Annotated in this window: 21 protein-coding genes and 3 pseudogenes; 11 read left to right on the top strand and 13 right to left on the bottom strand. The window is 57.5% G+C overall.

What is annotated here, in order from left to right; all coding sequences use genetic code 11:
* From N554_RS0107575 to N554_RS35530, 6 genes and pseudogenes are all read right to left on the bottom strand, one after another.
* A partial coding sequence (locus N554_RS0107575; RefSeq protein WP_036052636.1) for an IS110 family RNA-guided transposase occupies nt 1-727 on the bottom strand: 727 nt, incomplete at its 3' end.
* Nucleotides 728-1,410: 683 nt separating this feature from the next.
* Nucleotides 1,411-1,905, bottom strand: coding sequence for a thermonuclease family protein (locus N554_RS0107590; protein ID WP_029582922.1), 495 nt, complete (start codon nt 1,903-1,905; stop codon nt 1,411-1,413).
* 41 nt (nt 1,906-1,946) lie between these two features.
* Complete coding sequence (locus N554_RS0107595; RefSeq protein WP_029582923.1) at nt 1,947-2,141, bottom strand: hypothetical protein; 195 nt, start codon at nt 2,139-2,141, stop codon at nt 1,947-1,949.
* A gap of 18 nt (nt 2,142-2,159) precedes the next feature.
* Nucleotides 2,160-2,363, bottom strand: a pseudogene (locus tag N554_RS0107600) (SOS response-associated peptidase); the annotation flags it as partial.
* 68 nt (nt 2,364-2,431) lie between these two features.
* Nucleotides 2,432-2,767 (bottom strand): hypothetical protein, encoded by a 336-nt coding sequence (locus N554_RS0107605; RefSeq protein WP_197033472.1) that lies wholly within the window; start codon nt 2,765-2,767, stop codon nt 2,432-2,434.
* Nucleotides 2,767-3,179, bottom strand: a pseudogene (locus tag N554_RS35530) (hypothetical protein). The gene N554_RS0107605 and the pseudogene N554_RS35530 overlap by 1 nt, the downstream one beginning before the upstream one ends.
* A gap of 392 nt (nt 3,180-3,571) precedes the next feature.
* Between N554_RS35530 and N554_RS0107615 the strand changes: the two are divergent.
* The 4 genes from N554_RS0107615 to N554_RS0107635 all read left to right on the top strand — a co-directional run bounded on the left by N554_RS0107615 (nt 3,572) and on the right by N554_RS0107635 (nt 7,085).
* Nucleotides 3,572-4,117: a hypothetical protein gene (locus N554_RS0107615; RefSeq protein WP_197033474.1), complete on the top strand. Its 546-nt coding sequence runs from the start codon at nt 3,572-3,574 to the stop codon at nt 4,115-4,117.
* An 8-nt stretch (nt 4,118-4,125) separates the two neighbouring features.
* Nucleotides 4,126-4,425, top strand: a complete 300-nt coding sequence (locus N554_RS35535; protein WP_036052639.1) for a M48 metallopeptidase family protein — start codon at nt 4,126-4,128, stop codon at nt 4,423-4,425.
* Between the two features lie 146 nt (nt 4,426-4,571).
* A complete protein-coding gene (locus tag N554_RS0107625) occupies nt 4,572-4,808 on the top strand; it encodes a DUF2188 domain-containing protein (RefSeq protein ID WP_029582927.1) in 237 nt (78 codons plus the stop codon).
* Nucleotides 4,809-6,512: 1,704 nt separating this feature from the next.
* Entirely contained in the window at nt 6,513-7,085 is a 573-nt protein-coding gene (locus N554_RS0107635) for a hypothetical protein (protein ID WP_029582929.1), read from the top strand.
* A gap of 288 nt (nt 7,086-7,373) precedes the next feature.
* Here N554_RS0107635 and N554_RS0107640 read toward each other — a convergent pair whose 3' ends face one another.
* Nucleotides 7,374-7,580 carry a hypothetical protein gene (locus tag N554_RS0107640; RefSeq protein WP_029582930.1) on the bottom strand — a complete coding sequence of 69 codons (207 nt, stop codon included), beginning with the start codon at nt 7,578-7,580 and terminating at the stop codon, nt 7,374-7,376.
* A 202-nt stretch (nt 7,581-7,782) separates the two neighbouring features.
* Here N554_RS0107640 and N554_RS41825 point away from each other — a divergent pair, with 202 nt between their 5' ends.
* Nucleotides 7,783-7,983 (top strand): hypothetical protein, encoded by a 201-nt coding sequence (locus tag N554_RS41825; protein ID WP_036052642.1) that lies wholly within the window; start codon nt 7,783-7,785, stop codon nt 7,981-7,983.
* A gap of 34 nt (nt 7,984-8,017) precedes the next feature.
* Nucleotides 8,018-8,095, top strand: a pseudogene (locus N554_RS41830) (SOS response-associated peptidase); the annotation flags it as partial.
* Between the two features lie 86 nt (nt 8,096-8,181).
* Here the strand turns inward: N554_RS41830 and N554_RS0107645 are convergent.
* Nucleotides 8,182-8,424, bottom strand: coding sequence for a hypothetical protein (locus N554_RS0107645; RefSeq protein ID WP_029582931.1), 243 nt, complete (start codon nt 8,422-8,424; stop codon nt 8,182-8,184).
* 129 nt (nt 8,425-8,553) lie between these two features.
* Between N554_RS0107645 and N554_RS38035 the strand changes: the two genes are divergently transcribed.
* From N554_RS38035 to N554_RS0107675, 5 genes are all read left to right on the top strand, one after another.
* Nucleotides 8,554-9,042: a thermonuclease family protein gene (locus tag N554_RS38035; protein ID WP_371259467.1), complete on the top strand. Its 489-nt coding sequence runs from the start codon at nt 8,554-8,556 to the stop codon at nt 9,040-9,042.
* A 303-nt stretch (nt 9,043-9,345) separates the two neighbouring features.
* Nucleotides 9,346-9,537 (top strand): hypothetical protein, encoded by a 192-nt coding sequence (locus tag N554_RS39710; protein WP_156041838.1) that lies wholly within the window; start codon nt 9,346-9,348, stop codon nt 9,535-9,537.
* 230 nt (nt 9,538-9,767) lie between these two features.
* The gene (locus N554_RS0107665; protein ID WP_029582933.1) at nt 9,768-10,028 is read left to right on the top strand and encodes a hypothetical protein; all 261 of its coding nucleotides are present in this window, start codon (nt 9,768-9,770) and stop codon (nt 10,026-10,028) included.
* A gap of 30 nt (nt 10,029-10,058) precedes the next feature.
* The gene (locus tag N554_RS0107670) at nt 10,059-10,658 is read left to right on the top strand and encodes a hypothetical protein (RefSeq protein ID WP_029582934.1); all 600 of its coding nucleotides are present in this window, start codon (nt 10,059-10,061) and stop codon (nt 10,656-10,658) included.
* 71 nt (nt 10,659-10,729) lie between these two features.
* Nucleotides 10,730-10,951: a hypothetical protein gene (locus tag N554_RS0107675; RefSeq protein WP_051677372.1), complete on the top strand. Its 222-nt coding sequence runs from the start codon at nt 10,730-10,732 to the stop codon at nt 10,949-10,951.
* 67 nt (nt 10,952-11,018) lie between these two features.
* Here the strand turns inward: N554_RS0107675 and N554_RS40870 are convergent, their stop codons facing one another.
* From N554_RS40870 to N554_RS39715, 5 genes are all read right to left on the bottom strand, one after another.
* A complete protein-coding gene (locus N554_RS40870; RefSeq protein WP_197033476.1) occupies nt 11,019-11,195 on the bottom strand; it encodes a hypothetical protein in 177 nt (58 codons plus the stop codon).
* A gap of 383 nt (nt 11,196-11,578) precedes the next feature.
* Complete coding sequence (locus N554_RS0107685; RefSeq protein ID WP_029582936.1) at nt 11,579-11,980, bottom strand: response regulator; 402 nt, start codon at nt 11,978-11,980, stop codon at nt 11,579-11,581.
* Nucleotides 11,981-13,230: 1,250 nt separating this feature from the next.
* Entirely contained in the window at nt 13,231-14,304 is a 1,074-nt protein-coding gene (locus tag N554_RS0107700) for a hypothetical protein (RefSeq protein WP_029582937.1), read from the bottom strand.
* 93 nt (nt 14,305-14,397) lie between these two features.
* Nucleotides 14,398-14,826 (bottom strand): hypothetical protein, encoded by a 429-nt coding sequence (locus N554_RS0107705; protein ID WP_029582938.1) that lies wholly within the window; start codon nt 14,824-14,826, stop codon nt 14,398-14,400.
* Complete coding sequence (locus tag N554_RS39715; protein ID WP_156041839.1) at nt 14,823-14,987, bottom strand: hypothetical protein; 165 nt, start codon at nt 14,985-14,987, stop codon at nt 14,823-14,825. Before N554_RS39715 ends, N554_RS0107705 begins: the two co-directional genes overlap by 4 nt.
* Between the last annotated feature and the right edge of the window lie 341 nt (nt 14,988-15,328).

Here is a 15,328-nt window from a genome sequence, read left to right on the forward strand (position 1 = left end):
ATGCCTCGCCGGTTCCAATGGCAGCGACCACGGCGGTCGAGATCAGTGGGCCAATGCCGGGAACGCTCATGAGGCGCTGGCAGTTGGCTTCCTTCTCGCTGATCTTCTCGATCTCGCTGGCGATCGTCTCGATTCGCTCATCGAGCAAAATCCAGTCTTCATAAAGGCCAGCGATCAGGCAGCTCATCCGTGGTGATATCTCGTCCTTGCGGTTCTTTAAAATTGCGGGGAGAGAGTTGCGCAGAGCTCTTGCTCCAGTCCTAACCGCGATGCCTTGCTCGATAAGGAACGCTCGGATCTGATTGATAGTCGCCGTCCGCCGCGAGACCAGGCGGGAGCGAACTCGATGGCAGGCCTGGAGATCGAGTTGATCCTGCGTCTTCTCGCGCACGGTGCGCAGGTTCGGCCGTAGGGATGCTTCGGCAATCGCCTCGGCGTCGTTGTAATCGTTCTTCTGCCCCTTCACGAACGGCTTCACATAGATCGCCGGGATAATCCTCGGCTCATGGCCCAGCTGCCGCAGGGCCCGGCTGACAAAGTGCGCACTGAGGCATGCCTCCATTCCGACCACACAAGGTGGCAACTTCTTGAAGGTCTCGGCTAGTGCCAGTCGCTTGATCTTGCGACGAAAAGCAATCTTGCCGTCAGTGCCGAAGCCGACGATGTGGAAGACTTCCTTGCCAATGTCGATGCCGATCGAGGCAAAGGGCGGTGTGGTGGTATCCATGAGCTGCTTCTCCGGGTGCTGCGGTATAGTCTTTGCAGACTATCCCCGTGGGGGAAGCAGCCGGTCCATCCCATTATCGGACATGGCGCGATGTCCGACCCGAGTCCGGAATGCGCATCAAACCGGACATCATTTTCGGATTTCTCAGCGATCCCGCGTTTCGCATCATCGGCCGAGCACATTCCACAACAGCGCCAACGCCGCGATCAGCAGCATGGCAAGGATGGTGCGCCGCCCGATGCGATTCATTTAAGCCTTGGCCCGCTTGCGGCGCGGCGTGTTCGCTGGCTTCGGCTTGCTGTGGTTCAGCGCCCGCATCATGCCGATCCGGGCGAACATCGTCGGCCCGTCATGTTCTGCGACCAGCAACAGTACCTCCATCGCCGCCTGCCATGGTTCGGCGTCGTGTTCTGCCTTGGGCAATTTCGTATGAAGATCGCAGCGTCGCGCAGAGTCGGGAGCTTTTTGCCCTTGGGTAGCAGGATCGGCTCGCTGAATTCCCGCCCAGTCCGTCGTCCGGGTGACCGCCATACACCACGCGAAAAAACCCCGCCGCGCCTCGACGGGGTCAAGTTCGGGAGAGCGGCACGAGATCACAAACGCACCGCCGGACAGATCATGCCACGATTCGGCGATGCTTGGGGCAGATAATCACGAATGGCATGGGGCGCGGTCGTCAGGAGCTATGGATGCGCATTCGCGTCGTTTGAGCAGTTGCTGGGACTTCCGCCCGCTCGAATGCACACCCGATATAGCCACGGCTCGACGTAACTGCCCGCCCACTTGCCTCGCCCCGCGTGCTCGGCTTCCCGTTGGATCGTGGCGAATTTTCCCTTCGAATACTGCGGCCAATCCAGCGCGAGCCCATTGCTGACAAGCCACCCTGCGAGGTCAGTCCCGCCAACCGAGCATGAGGCCACGGTCCGCCCATATTGGTCGTGCGAGAGCGGAATGCAGCTCACCGGCCGCCTTTCAATGAGGGCGTCGAGATCGTTCGCCGCCTTCGCTCCGCACCGATACTGCAAGCTATCTTCGCCCCGGCAAACCTGACTGCTTTCCGGAGCATCGATGCCCCACAGTCGGATACGTGTTCCGTGGATTTCCAGCGTGTCGCCGTCGATGATGCTGGCCTGACCGACGAGATCATCCGCGAATGCAGCCGACATCGATGCAAGCATTAGCCCGGTAAATATCGCCGCCGACAATCCAGTCGGGTCGTTCAAGGCGGCCACGGCTTTTTGGCTCCGGTATCGTCCCAATCGATTTCAATGATCTGCAGTGGCCTGCCGACTTGATCTCCGCGTTTCCACGCGGCGTCGACTTGATCGAATGTCTCGTGAACCACCGCGCCCGGATGACGTTCTTCAAACAGCGGCCCCTTGCCCTCAAAAATAATGATGTATCCCTTTGCCATGCCAAATTCCTGTTAATGGGGTTCAGGCCGCTGCCCGATCTTCTTTGTTGCCCAGCGCATCATCGTCAGCTCGCGGTCGGTGCCGACGTTGCGAACCACCGGCGCGGGGTAGTCGGGAAACACGCCGGGCATCGGCGGCAGGTTGCCGACGTAGCGGTTCATCACGCGAAATAGCGCAATGATGGCGGCCTGGTTGGTGGTGATCGAATAAAGGTTGCACATTGATTAATCTAAGGCACTCCGCTGTCATTTACGAAAATCGGACGAGACCAAAGTTGCATGTCCGGCCGTCAAGTGGATTGGATCAGCCAGATAACGGCGGCGAGGTTTAGGAGTGCGGTGCCAGCCGGGCCAAAAGTCTTCACGTTGTCCTTGACTGTCATTCCAACGACGGCATCAAGCGCCTGAACGATGATCATGCTCCAAGCCACGGCGAGGAGCCATCCGACCGATCCTGACAGAAACGGCACGACGCTCGCTACGAAAAGAGCGAGGCTCCTGGCACACGCATAAAGGGCCATTGTGCGGGCTGCGCCCGTCGCAGTTCGCTGTGCTGCAATAGAAAATCCCAAGCTGACCAGTGCGCTTACGGCTGAAATCAAGGCACACAGGATGAAGGGTGTCATCATCGTTCTCCCGGCCACCAAGCGGACGGTGGGTCATTGGCAGATATTTTCGTCGGACGCAGCGCCACCAGATGGCTGCGCTTGTACGGATAGCCCCGAACCTGGGAGCAATCCTTGCATCGCATGTAGCGTTCCAGTTCGTGGATCGGCGTCGTCTTCGGTCGACGGACGATAGTCAGCGCAACCGTCTGGTGCGTATCGCAGCCAAGGCACCGGACTTCGAGATAGCAGTAGCCTGCGTTGAGTGCGTCACCTAACGCCGGCGAAGGTTGGGCTGGTCCCTTGTAACGAGCATCCGATGGTTCCAGGCGACGCAGGCAAGCCGGTCGGCCTCCTTGCGCGCTTCCTGCGCGCGCTCCGCCGAGGCGCGGATTGAACTGCCATAGATCGTCTCTCGCGACTTGGTACCCATCAGGTATCTGCTCCGGTAGCACCCATCTCAGAGCCACGTTGCAAAATCCCAGTCTGCTCGACCACGCGGGCAAAGTCCGCGACTGTCTTCTCGTTGATGATCGACGATTCAGGCTTTCGCTGCTGCCGAATTCTCGGTAGGACGCTCGTTGACCTGGCTAAAACAACTTAAGCCGCGATCGCCCTGTCAAGCTGAAAGCATTTTTTGAAGCCTACAAGGACATCGAAAACCTCTGGGAAATTCTGTCTCCGTCGAAAGAACTCGTTGACCACATCGGCACCTTCAAACGCCTCGCCCAGCTTTACGCGGCGGTTCGCAACGCCTATGCAGACAAGGTCGGATTTATCTCCGATTTAGCCCACAAGACGCGGCAGTTGGTCGAGCAAAACGCGATGCAAGACGGCCTTGGTCGTCTGACCAAGAGCGTCACCTTCGACGTGAAGACCCTGGATGCGCTTCGCGCGGAGAAAGGTTCAGATGAAGGTAAGGTATTCAACCTTGTTCGCGGTTTGCAGAAGGAGATCGATGACCACGCTGACATGACGCCGGTGCTCCAGCCACTGAAAGATCGAGCAGAGCGAATTCTCAAGGATCTCCAAAATCGCAATACGACTGGGCTTGCGGCAATGGACCTCCTCGCGGCCCTGGCTGCGGAGAAAGACGCCGCGGCCAAGGCCGCGAAGGATACCGGCCTGACGCCGAAAGCCTTTGCGGTGTTCTGGGCACTGCGCGACGAAGCAGCCCTCAAGCACGCAGGTATTGATCCGCTGGAACTGGGAAAGGAAATCGAAAAGCTATTGGCCCGATTTCCAAATTTTCTTGTCAACGCCGATGAGCAAAGGCAGCTTCGGGCAGCTCTCTATCGACCGCTGATCACGCTGGCGAAGGAGCCTCGCATTCTTGTAGTCGACCGGATTGTCGCCAATCTCCTGAGTTAATACTGCCCATGTCGAAACGTGATGACAATCGTGACCTGTTAAAGCGCCGCATTGAACGCTGGGCCACAAGGCTCAACGTGGAGCCAAAACTTGTTCGCGTCCAGAAGATGACGCGCAAGTGGGGTTCATGCTCATCTCATGGCACGATCACCATCGCTGCCGACCTCGTGGATCAAACATCTGGATTTCAAGACTTTGTTGTCGCGCACGAATTGTTGCATCTTCGTGTCCCGAACCATGGACGATTGTTTAAGGCGCTGATGACTGCACATGTACCTGGATGGCGTTCGCAAGACATGCGTCGCTAAATGTCTCGCGCTGAGGCCAGGCCGGAAAACTTCGCAGACACTTGGATCGCGCAACAGGAGATAACTATTGGATCGTGAGAGCTTGCCCTCAGCCCCAGGTTGTTAGATATTCGGTTTGTGTATAGGCGCGCCAGGGGGAGGGCGAGATGTCAAAGCGACAAGTGTTTCATTCCGCTGCAAAAAATGATGCCTGGGCGGTCGTTCACAATGGCACGACCGTCTCTAACCACAACACGCAGAAGGCCGCTGAGGCTGCGGCGATTAAGGCCGGCCACAAGGCTGAGAACGCCGGTGGACTCGGTCAGGCCGTTTTGCATAAGAGTGACGGAAAAATCCGCGAGGAGCGCACTTACGGAGCAGATCCGAGAAACACTAAGGGGTGAGTCCCGCCTTGGATGCCGTTCGCGCAGTAAAAATCTGAAGCGTCGGCGAGCAACCCCGACCTGGCTTTACGATAAAGCCAGCGAGCGATGAGTGAGGCGGCGCGCGTGCAGCCTTCAGTCCGCAGCTGCCAGTTCATTCATCCGGCCTCCGCACCTACCGTATCGCAGAGCATGATTGAGTTGAGCCCGAGCGCCGCGCCAAATCGGCTGGTGTCCTTAGCGGGCGACGCTCTCTGATTGTGAAATACCATCAGCCCGACTCCGAATGGATTCGAACCAGCGTGGACACAGGTAAACCAAGGGGGACATTAGCGAACCTTAGCGTCCTGTTAAACCCACCTAAGCCATTGAAATCATTGAAGAATTGGCTCCACGGGCTGGATTCTAATTAGCGCAAAAAGCCCAATAAATAAGGTTTTTTTGCATTTCACGGCCCGCCGATACTGTAAATCGGCACTGTATGGGGTCGCCTCGCGCCCGTTTCGATCGGCATATGTTCCCCGGATCGGCGCGGGCCGATGCGAACAACGGGGATGATTAGGTATCGCAAGCATCGTCCCTGCGGCTATCACCGCTCTTCATCCGGATGCCCCAAGGGTAGGGCGTCCTCCCGGCTTTCGGTCAGGCAGATCATCCGCATGGGCGGCGCGCGCCATGGCTTGCCGTGCACCAGGGCCAAGCGGTCCCGATGGGCACACCGAAATGGGAAAATGCGCGGCGCGTAACAGGGGCCAGAAATCGAAGGTTTCCAAATAATTTGGAGCTTCACGAAATGTGAAATAGGATTCGTCCTATTGAGGCCTGAGTCCCAAAAGCTAAGGCCCTCGCCGGGGTGTACCGGGAGGGCCTGCGCTTGGTGCCTCGATTTCGAACGCGAGGGGTAGAGGCCCTTATGGAAGGGGCTAGTCACTAGCTAATGCGAGGGCCGGTTCTTTGGCAAAAGGGTGCCGGTCCCGCACTTCCTAGACGCGAATCGAGGGTGGAACCGCGACTCACCACTGGATGGTGATGCCTATGAGTCTGCCTGTCCACGCGGAAAAGTTATCAACACCCACATTTCTCGGTTTTTCATGGGTTTATCCCGGTCGTCCACAGGCAGAAACAACGCGCGCGATGAAGTCCTAAAGCGGATGCCCAAGATGCCGCCGAAGCCGCACGAGGCCGAAGTTCAGCAGCGAGGGTGATAGGCCCAAAAAATCAGGCAGCCGCCGCCCCAATCACCGCGTAAACCGTCTAGGTAGTTGAACTAGAGCGCCATGTACCTTTCCGCGAACTGAAAACTGAGATATGGAGCCGTCATCGAAGGATGACGGCCACCAAAATGAATAAGCCTGCCAGTGTCCGGAGTCAGGAGCGAATAAGCCTTGCGCGAGTGGAAGAGCGGTACCGGACCATTCGTACCCTCATTAGGGTCGCTGGGGGCGTCGGTGCCGTTCACCTAGGTCAGGGGGCAATAGCCCTTCTATCAGGAGAGACTACCAGGCTGGCGTTCGAACTTTCCGTTTTGGCTGACGTTAAATTCGCGGTTACGTTGACGTTGGCTGGCGCGACGACCACATGGGCCATTGCAGAGAGAGTGATTAGGCACCGAAAAGTGGAACAAATGCAGGGTCGCATTAAGGAATTGGAGACTAGATTAGATCCCAATCGCTCCAGTTCCGGGCTTACACTTAAAGGAAAGACCAACCCAAAGGACAAAACAAAATGACCCTGATCGCAGCAAATGCGCTGGTCAGTTTACTAGTTCTCGCGGCGTTCTTTTTCGTTGTGTATGGGCCGTGGCAGTGGGCGTGTACGGACTTTGCCCGGCAAAAACTCTTTGAGGCGAGAGACCATATTTTCGACATGGCCGCTAACGGCGACCTGAATTTCAAATCGCAGGAATATCGGGCCATTCGACGTTCGTTAGAAATGAATATCCGCTTCGCGCACGATCTGACCTTGCCTAATTTTCTGGTTCTACTGATCTCCCGGAGGGGGAAACTAGAGGAAAAGAGCGAACTTCACCGGGCCATCGAAAACCTTCCGCCGGCTGCTCGCACTGCCGTCGAGGCGAGGGTTCGATATGCGATGAAGTCACTTATATTGATGATGCTTTTTAAATCGCCGGTTGCGATGATTGTGGCGCTGCCTCTCGTTGGGGCGATTGTTTTGATTCATAGCTGCCGCGTGCAAGCATCCAAAGCCGCAGCCTTTTGCTCTGAATTAATTCAGGTGGAAGCAGAGAATGCGCCTACGGCAATTAAGGTGCATGTTGCACATCACGGCTTCGGTTGACGCGTCCGGCGGCGCAAGAACTTGCGCGCCTTTGTTTACGAAACTTTGGCTTCGTCAGGTCTACGAAACATTAGGCGCTTGCCAACGATGCCCTTGAGCGCAGTTTTTCAGCGGGCTGGCATCGCCGATCATCATCGTCCGGATGTACCCATTTGTACGGCGCGATCTCCCGCTCTTGCGTCAGCTTCACCATGTGCACGGGCGGCCTGTATCGTCGCGTTCCGCATGATCGGCATTTCAGCGCCGCTTCAAGCTTCCAGATCGGCGTATGGGCGGCCGCAATGGACCTTAATGCAGCAGCCTCTGTGACAAACAATTCTGAGGCAGGCGGTCGGTAAGCTCCGCACTTATGAGTTGAAGCTTTTGCTCCAATTGCTCGTTCAAGAGCATCAAGGCCGCAAGAGCGGCACGCAGATCACCGTTACAAGCGGCGACGATCTCGTCAACATCCTGCTCGTACTCGTCAAGAAAAACGTTGGTATCTGCGGGTAACATGCGAGCAACATCCAAGCAGAAAATGGTGCTTGGGGAGGATGGGGCTGAGGGTTTTCCCCGATATTCACAGGACATGACCAAAGCAAGCGGGTGCGATCAGTGCTAGGCCATCCGGTGAACCGGCGAACAACCGGCTCGGTGTTGCATTTTGGCAACCCGCCTTCTGCTCCGACGCGATAAGGTCGGTCGCTTGGGAGGGCACATGTTCGACGTTTATCTAAACGACAGACGCGATCTGCTCGTCGTTAGGAAGGGACTTCCTATACCCCTCGGCCGCACGCCAGGGAAATGGCGGAAGAGCAAGACGAAGGTCGTCAAAGTCAGTGACGAAATTAGGTCGGCGGTCCAAAGGCAAGGCTATTACGTGCGGAAGCTGAGGGACTTACCCACTAGTAGGCACTAGCGCGCGAAAGACCGGCCGCAGCAGCTTTCGGCAAATGTGCAATCTCTATTCCATAACCCCGAACAAAGCCGCCAGCGCCGCGCTATTCCGAGTGATAAACCGGTACGTCGGAACCTGCCGCCGATGCCGACGTGTTGTTACTGCCAGCACCGGCGGTGGCTAGAAAGAGAATGGCCCCGGTCGAGGGGCCATTCTCCATTAGTCGTCCCAGTTATGGTAACGACGCTTAATGATCACCGTTCGGTCGCCGTCGCGCTTATACCATCCGCGATGCAGCCCGCGATCATGCCCATAGAACTCCGCGCGCGGGCCGCGATAGTCGTCACGATAGTAATCTCGGTCGCTTCCGAACCGGAAGCCGAAACCCTCCGCGCTCGCAACAGTAGGCGCCGCAACCGCGATGGTCGCTAGCGCGGCGAGAACGCATGAAACCTTCTTCATATCCTTCTCCTATCGTTGTTGCGCGGGGAGAAAACGAATGGGGCATCGCGGCGTTCCTGGAACTACCTAGGAACTTTCTTGAATGGATATTCACCTAGATTGCCGATTGGACATCATTCGTGCGCGGCCATGGCGGCGCTTGTTTCGGCAAAAATGCCTCAAGCAGGAAGTCCGATGCGGCACGCTTTACTTGCGCTCGGTATCTTCCTAGCGATAAACCTACCCGCGTTTGCCGATGATCTTGGGCGGGCTAGCGTCATCGACGGCGATACGCTGGAAATTTACGGGACGCGCATTCGCCTGTGGGGCATTGATGCGCCTGAAACGGATCAGCTTTGCCGGACCAAAGGCGGTGAGCACTATCGCTGCGTGCAGAAAGCCGCGAACGATCTTGATGCCTTCATTGCCCGCCGCCCCGTCAGATGCGTCAAAGTTAATCGCGACCAATACAAACGCGCTGTTGCTGTCTGCACCGTCGCTGGCGTTGATCTCGCGGAGTGGCTGGTCAAGAACGGCCTGGCGCTCGAATTGGCCGCCCAATTATTCCAAGGGAGCATACGAGGCGGCGCTGGAAGCAAAGCGAGCCGACCGTGGCATGTGGAGCGGCAGTTTTATTGAGCCTTGCCGAAGACCGGGCGGATTACCCGAACGCCGACGATATTTGCCCGGATCGGCGTCATGAAAGCATTGAACCGGGGCCACGCTCGGGAGTTTAACCCATCTTGCAAGGAACCCCACTGGGGACGCCACAAGCTGGCGCGAGATCGATGAAAACAGTCTGGATTTACGTCGATACAAGGAAACAGGTCGGCGACCGTGACCATCTCAAGGTGTTTGCAAACTCGGACCTTGCCGATGAGTGGTTCGTGGTGAACGATCCTGAAGGCGTCGTGTTTGAATACGAGGTCATAGGCGTTGTAGATGACGAAACCCGGTCAGGACGTCAACGGCATCGCTAGGACTGAGGCCGACCACCACGTGAAATGCCCGGCCTGCGGGCAATGGTTCGACATGCGCGATCTCGGTCAGGTCGCAGAGCACATCCACGACGACCGCGAGATTGAAGTATCGGAAGCTCCGGGGCCGCCGCCGCGAGATGGGTCGGTGCAGTAGCCAGTGAGATCAGACCAAGGGTGTTATGCGGCAGCGCAGTCGGAAGCGAAGCGCGCGAACCTCGGAGTGTGGGGCAGTAGCTTCCAAGAACCTTAGCGCTATCGCACCTGCAGAAAAACAAGTGGATCGCCCGCTAGCTGTTCTGATCAGCTATAGCGACCCTGCGGTCTGATCGATATGCCGAGGTCGGGCGCAAAGGCGCTCGCGAGATACGACGGGAAGCACCGAAAATGAAATTCAAGGAGAACCTCCCGTTCGCAACGCCCGAAGCCGCCGAGCGGAAATTGCTCGAATTAGCGAACGCGATAGAGACCGATCATGCGGGGCGGCTGTCGGTCGCTGCCATCAACGGGCAATTTCGCGAGGCTGGCGGCAGCTATGAAGAATACGGCGCGGCGGTTAAGGCCGCTGTCGCGCATGGCTGGATCACGGCGCACCCGTCAGGTGCATATCTGATGTTCACGCAGGCCGGGGCGGAGCTGTTCGCGTAGTCCCGCCCTTTCAACTCGACGGTGTTTCCGATGGTATCAAAGACAGAGGCGTTGCGCAGGCTCACTTATAGAGAAGCGAGCGCAGAACACCATAAGGCGTTCGAACAACAGGTGCGCGCTGAATTAAATGACAGGGGCGCTTGCATCCTGATTTCTGCAAATCTTGAAAACGCTCTGGACGCCGCGCTCCAACAGGTCCTTTCGCCACCTCATGACGATATGTTTGAGGCGGACGGTCCATTGGCAACATTCGCCCGCAAAATTTCAATGGCGCACGCATTCCGAATTATAGGTCCTGTGACCAAAGAAAATTTCCGTCTCATTCGACACGTCCGAAACGCTTTTGCGCACGCCAAGGTACCGATTGAATTCAAAACACCGGAAGTCAAGGCGCTGATTGACGATCTTTTGCCCTACAATATGTCAGTTAGTCCACCTGTAGTGTTGCCTTCTGATAAAGCTTTCCGATTTCCGAGAAACATTTTCGAGGATGTATGTAACAGCATATCGTATTTGCTTTATACCTACTCGCTTGGCCCGATACTCCAATTTGATCACCATGGCCTCAAAGATGAATTAGGCCATTTCCCTCAGTATGATTTGTATCTGCAAAAGAAACCGCTTCCGTGACACCTTCGACCGTAGGGTGCGTGAGACCGACGCCTCATGACAAATGCCACACCTACCATAGCGGGGTAAGCTTGTGTCGTGGGATCAACGGTTTCGATCCGATCATATTGCAGGGGCCGGAAGCGCTGGTCACGCTCCACGACCCCGCGCAGTACACCATCAAACTGCCGAAAGCCGAGCGCGAATGCGGGAGTGGGAAACCCGCGATCGAGTGGTTGATGCTGGTCGGCGAGCATGGTGGCGATCCCATGGTGCCGCGCATCGCGATGATGAAAGCGTTGCCGAAGGCATGAGACGAAAACGGGGTCACGGCCAAGCTACCCCCGGACATGAGCGCGCGGGTAGGCACAGATGTTCTCACTACGCCGCGTCTTTAGTCGCAATCGCCTTGCGCAGGTCAGCGGCCAACTGGCGATAATGCAAAGCGAGCCGCGAATGTAATTCGCGTTTCGCCTCATCGGTCGCCAGCTTGGCAATCAGTTCGCATTCGGCGGCGTCGATCTCAAATTGCTCCAACTTGGCTTGAAGGTCGGTCATGGCAGCGCATCCCCTACGCCACAGCGAGGCGACTAGGTTATGCCTTTGGCTTACGTCACGGCTAACATCGTTATCCGATAGAACTATTTTTCCTTGCCCGTTCGCGTGGGGACAGACCGTTGTTGCCCATCTTTGGAAGCTTGTCAGCGCGGTATCTGACACATTGCCCCAACGATAAAACGCATAGCGTTCATTGGAGCATTTGCCGAGCGGCGCGGGGGCTGTTGAGGTTTTCGCCAGAGGCCCGGGTACCCTCAGCCGGGCGCTCGCGCGCTTTTACGTCGCAGCAGGAACGACTTTTAAAGCCCCGCTTTATTGGGTTGGGCCGCTTTTCCAGTTCGGGCGGCCCGGCACGGCACCCGTCTGATCTGCCACCAAGCCCCTCAAGGCGGGTCCGTGCTCTGGTTTTGGATTGCGCTATTTAGAAGCTGGGAAACGGCGGTGACAAGCTGCGCGGGCGCGAACGGCTTTTGCAAAAGGATGCTGTTGGGGACGCCTTGCGACGCCCAATCGTCCGCAGCCGCGCCTGTCATGTAGACGACTGGAAGGGCTGGGTCTCTTTCCCTGATTTGCCTCGCCACTTCCCAACCGCTCAGCCTGCCTCTCAAAGTCACATCGGTGACAACGGCCTTGTAATTTTTGCTCCCGCCTTTGAACAAGGTCAGGGCTTCTTCACCGGAGGAGAGAATATCGACTTCAAAGCCGCCCTCGGTGAGCGCCTCCTCCACAATACCTTGCAGCGGATACTCGTCCTCGATGACGAGAACCAGAGGTAACCCAGACACGCTTCGCTCCCGGTGGAGGAGGATTGCACCAAGTTACAAGCGCCGGGCGCTTTAGTTCCACAGAAATGTTTCAAAAGTGAACATGACCGGGCGCGGGATCGATCACGTCAGACGACGGCCCTGCATTCTGAGCGGCACGATCTCTCAGATCAGCCCTAGGAGGATGAAAAAACCGACCTCGATCAGGAATGCGGCTCCTAGGGTGGCGACGGCAAGAAAGGCGTCAGCTGGCGATAAAAGATGCATTGCTTGCCTCGCAATTTTGCGAAGCCCCGAGACCCAAGAGTAAATTCACCTGGATAAGAAATGTTTCGGTTCCGAACGCAAGGCCGCCAATTGAGGCGGCCTCATTGCACAAGAAAGCCAAAGATCATTATGCCGACAATGGCGGCAAGCCAGATAAACGGGAAGGAGAAATAGAGGCGGTCACGCATGGGCGGGATGCCTTATTTCGGTGGCCGTAGCTCACTCTTAAACCAGCCAGTGGTCTTTTCCGTTTTCAGAGGATCGGGGCCGTCGTCGCACTCAAAACATTGAAATGTGCGCGGCCCCTTGCCACCAAGAGGCAGCGCCAGAACCAGATACGCCCCGCAACTGGGGCAAGTCGGTCGTTTCGCTTGGCCCATGCAGAATTGTCGCTCCGGTTCCATGTCTCGTCAAGGAACAATGTTCTCGGTCGGGCCGACAAATCTCAGCAGGTACTTTGGGGGCCGGAAGCCCTCGCCGGGACGTGGGACGGCCCCCCTCGCGCATATTTGCCCCCGGTGATTTTGCGGTTTGCTTACGAATAATTTCCTATCGTTGCCTTGATTGGGTAGTGGGTCAGTTTGATTGTGGCAGGATTGTTAATGGAAAACGGACGCTCCGGGGGCGCATATTCGGACGATGCAAACACGCTGTCCGAAATGCTCCACAACGGTGAAATCCACCGGCCCCAACCAGTGGGAAATCATCAACGGTTTCTGCCCGGAATTATCGGGAACTCAGTGGAGCAACAGGCCTGAGTATTGCCCGATCCTCTCGCAGGTCGCAGAACCGGATGTCACTCTGCCGGGCGCGCCGAACCGGGTTGCCATTCAAGCCGAAATTGACCGCGTCAGGGTCGCAAAGGTCCAAGCATGACGCACCCCCAAAACGCCCTAGGGACCCCAACCAGCTCGCGAAGTCGATTATCGATGTAGCGACGGGGCAAAAGCCCGACTGCGACCCCACGCCAGAAGAACAGGGCAAGGACCCAGCTAATTGAGCCACTACCATTGATTGGGATGGGGCGCGGCGATCAACTTAACACCCAGCAGCGCGCGCGGATCGATATCGGGCCGATGCGTAACCGCTGCACCATCGGCTTGCGCTTTCCAAACTAACTCGGCCTCTTGCCGTTGAACCGACAGCAGGTCGGCGCGCACTTCTCCCTCCGCCTTCTGCCGCTGAGCGGCGGTTAGTGCATTCGGATCGTCGGCGACTTCATCGATCTCGCGATCCAGCGCCGCGATCAGCGCGTCGCCATGTAGCCACGCCAGCAGCGCCAGCGTGTCAGGCAGTTCGGTGAAACCGATCAGGCTGGGATCACCGTTGAGAATTCGCACTGGATGGGTCTGGGTCTGAAACGGAATTTCCGCATCGTTCTCGATAGCCTGTTCCACCCATGGTCTTCCGCTTTCAGCTAACTGTCCGATCCGTTCCCGCATCTTTTGTTTTGCGATGGCGCTCGGCCAAGGCGATGCCGCGATGCGAGCCAGATCGGCCTCCAGTTCTCGCCCGCGACGGCGAATCCGCTCTATCGCGGCTAGGATGTCCTCGCCCTTTTTCAGTTGTGGCTCGACAGGCTCGTGCATCACGATCTCGGTGCCGCCGGGCTTGCTCCGAACCCAGTCCTCGGCATTCTTGATCGTCGTCCTCAAAATGCGCCAACGTTCGCCGCGCAATTCGCCCAACTCGCTGCGTCGCTTTAGCTCAACCATTTTCTGGTCCAGCCTTGCCTGCTCGCTCGTAACGCGCACATCGTCATCATCAAGATCGAAGCCGTCTGCGCCTCGCGCTCCGCGCAGCCGGTGCAGCCGGTTGCGGTGACCTTGGATTTCAGTACGCAGGTCCTGCGTTTCTTCATGGGCGGACCTAACCAAGAGATGTGCGTCATCGCCAAGTTGTCGCAACTCGCGCAACCGCTCGGCGGCTGGCGGTGGTAACAGATCAGCCTCGTCGCCGAACTGCATCGTCATCATGCCCGGCAGCGGGCCGGTGACAACGCCAGCGTCAGCCGACGCAGCGGGATCGGTAGGAAAGCCGCCCTCGTTTCGGATCTGTGGAAATGGATTGCGCGCCATGATTCACCTCGCTGATTATCGCTGGCGCGATTAAAGCACGTCGCGTTTGCAGCGAAATCCAGTAGCTCGTTGCAAAGCTACCGCCGCTTGCGGTCACAAACAGGCGGAAAGGATTATGTTGATCAGCCGCACGCTCGGCGTCCTGCCGCGCGCTTTCAGAATTTGCCAATACAGCCGACGCCGATCATCGCGGTGGCGGCAGTCGGGATCGGACCGACAGCGAAGCCAAGTGGTGCTTTCGTAATTGCTCAAGTCGTTGCGGATCATTTCGGCTTGGCGGTTTCGGCTGCCGCGATAAAACCGGCGCGCCAACTCGCGGCTCAGATCGTCGCCCTCGGCCAGGGCAGTTTTTGTTTGCCATGACCGCTGACCGGGTTTGATGCGAAAGCCGAACGCGCTATCGGGCGCGACGCCTTGGGATATCTTACCGACCGCATCCAAGAACCATTTTCGAATGCCCGCGTCGAGCGGCGCGCCATCCAAAGCGGCGGCGACGGCTGCAAACCGGAACGGCGCGCTCATCTATCCGGGTCTTTACGAACCCGCCGCCGCCTGCGCCGACGCTTGATCGGCCTCAGTTGCTTGTCGAGACCGTTGCGCTTGCGCCATCCGGATTCGACTTTCGCCGCTCGTCCCGATAGAGCGTAACCAGCGATATCCCTGGCGCTGACCTTGACCACCATCGCGCTGTCCTTTCATCAGCAATTCAGTCACGCTTCGCGCCCTTTCTCCCATGATATGAGGAACCCGAGGTTGAAGCTTGAGCACCAAACTTCTTCCCGATCCTCACGTCATGCCCCGGTATGAGGGGGGCGGCATTTGCGCCGCCGGATACTCGGTTGCCCTTATCGCCCTTGCGGGCCAGCACCTTTTGGATGCCGTCTCCGTGCGCTTTTTTCGGCGCGCACCAGCGCTTTTGTAATCAAGGAGCCATACCGTGCTCCCGCGCTGTCATTTCACCGAACCGGGGGCTGCCCGGCGACCGTCGGCAGTTAGCCGTCGCATCATGGTCCGGGGCGCAATT

The organism is Bradyrhizobium sp. URHD0069 (assembly GCF_000701345.1).
GTDB lineage: Bacteria > Pseudomonadota > Alphaproteobacteria > Rhizobiales > Xanthobacteraceae > Bradyrhizobium.

Excerpts from the sequence above, each read along its gene's own strand:
- N554_RS38035 (WP_371259467.1), top strand. The coding sequence starts at position 8,554 with ATGGCGGCGCTTGTTTCGGCAAAAATGCCTCAAGCAGGAAGTCCGATG.
- N554_RS41825 (WP_036052642.1), top strand. The coding sequence starts at position 7,783 with ATGTTCGACGTTTATCTAAACGACAGACGCGATCTGCTCGTCGTTAGG.
- N554_RS0107700 (WP_029582937.1), bottom strand. The coding sequence starts at position 14,304 with ATGGCGCGCAATCCATTTCCACAGATCCGAAACGAGGGCGGCTTTCCT.
- N554_RS35535 (WP_036052639.1), top strand. The coding sequence starts at position 4,126 with ATGTCGAAACGTGATGACAATCGTGACCTGTTAAAGCGCCGCATTGAA.
- N554_RS0107615 (WP_197033474.1), top strand. The coding sequence starts at position 3,572 with ATGCAAGACGGCCTTGGTCGTCTGACCAAGAGCGTCACCTTCGACGTG.
- N554_RS0107670 (WP_029582934.1), top strand. The coding sequence starts at position 10,059 with ATGGTATCAAAGACAGAGGCGTTGCGCAGGCTCACTTATAGAGAAGCG.
- N554_RS0107635 (WP_029582929.1), top strand. The coding sequence starts at position 6,513 with ATGACCCTGATCGCAGCAAATGCGCTGGTCAGTTTACTAGTTCTCGCG.
- N554_RS0107645 (WP_029582931.1), bottom strand. The coding sequence starts at position 8,424 with ATGAAGAAGGTTTCATGCGTTCTCGCCGCGCTAGCGACCATCGCGGTT.
- N554_RS0107590 (WP_029582922.1), bottom strand. The coding sequence starts at position 1,905 with ATGCTTGCATCGATGTCGGCTGCATTCGCGGATGATCTCGTCGGTCAG.
- N554_RS39715 (WP_156041839.1), bottom strand. The coding sequence starts at position 14,987 with ATGGTGGTCAAGGTCAGCGCCAGGGATATCGCTGGTTACGCTCTATCG.
- N554_RS39710 (WP_156041838.1), top strand. The coding sequence starts at position 9,346 with ATGACGAAACCCGGTCAGGACGTCAACGGCATCGCTAGGACTGAGGCC.
- N554_RS0107605 (WP_197033472.1), bottom strand. The coding sequence starts at position 2,767 with ATGACACCCTTCATCCTGTGTGCCTTGATTTCAGCCGTAAGCGCACTG.
- N554_RS0107665 (WP_029582933.1), top strand. The coding sequence starts at position 9,768 with ATGAAATTCAAGGAGAACCTCCCGTTCGCAACGCCCGAAGCCGCCGAG.
- N554_RS0107595 (WP_029582923.1), bottom strand. The coding sequence starts at position 2,141 with ATGGCAAAGGGATACATCATTATTTTTGAGGGCAAGGGGCCGCTGTTT.
- N554_RS0107640 (WP_029582930.1), bottom strand. The coding sequence starts at position 7,580 with ATGTTACCCGCAGATACCAACGTTTTTCTTGACGAGTACGAGCAGGAT.
- N554_RS0107705 (WP_029582938.1), bottom strand. The coding sequence starts at position 14,826 with ATGAGCGCGCCGTTCCGGTTTGCAGCCGTCGCCGCCGCTTTGGATGGC.
- N554_RS40870 (WP_197033476.1), bottom strand. The coding sequence starts at position 11,195 with ATGACCGACCTTCAAGCCAAGTTGGAGCAATTTGAGATCGACGCCGCC.
- N554_RS0107625 (WP_029582927.1), top strand. The coding sequence starts at position 4,572 with ATGTCAAAGCGACAAGTGTTTCATTCCGCTGCAAAAAATGATGCCTGG.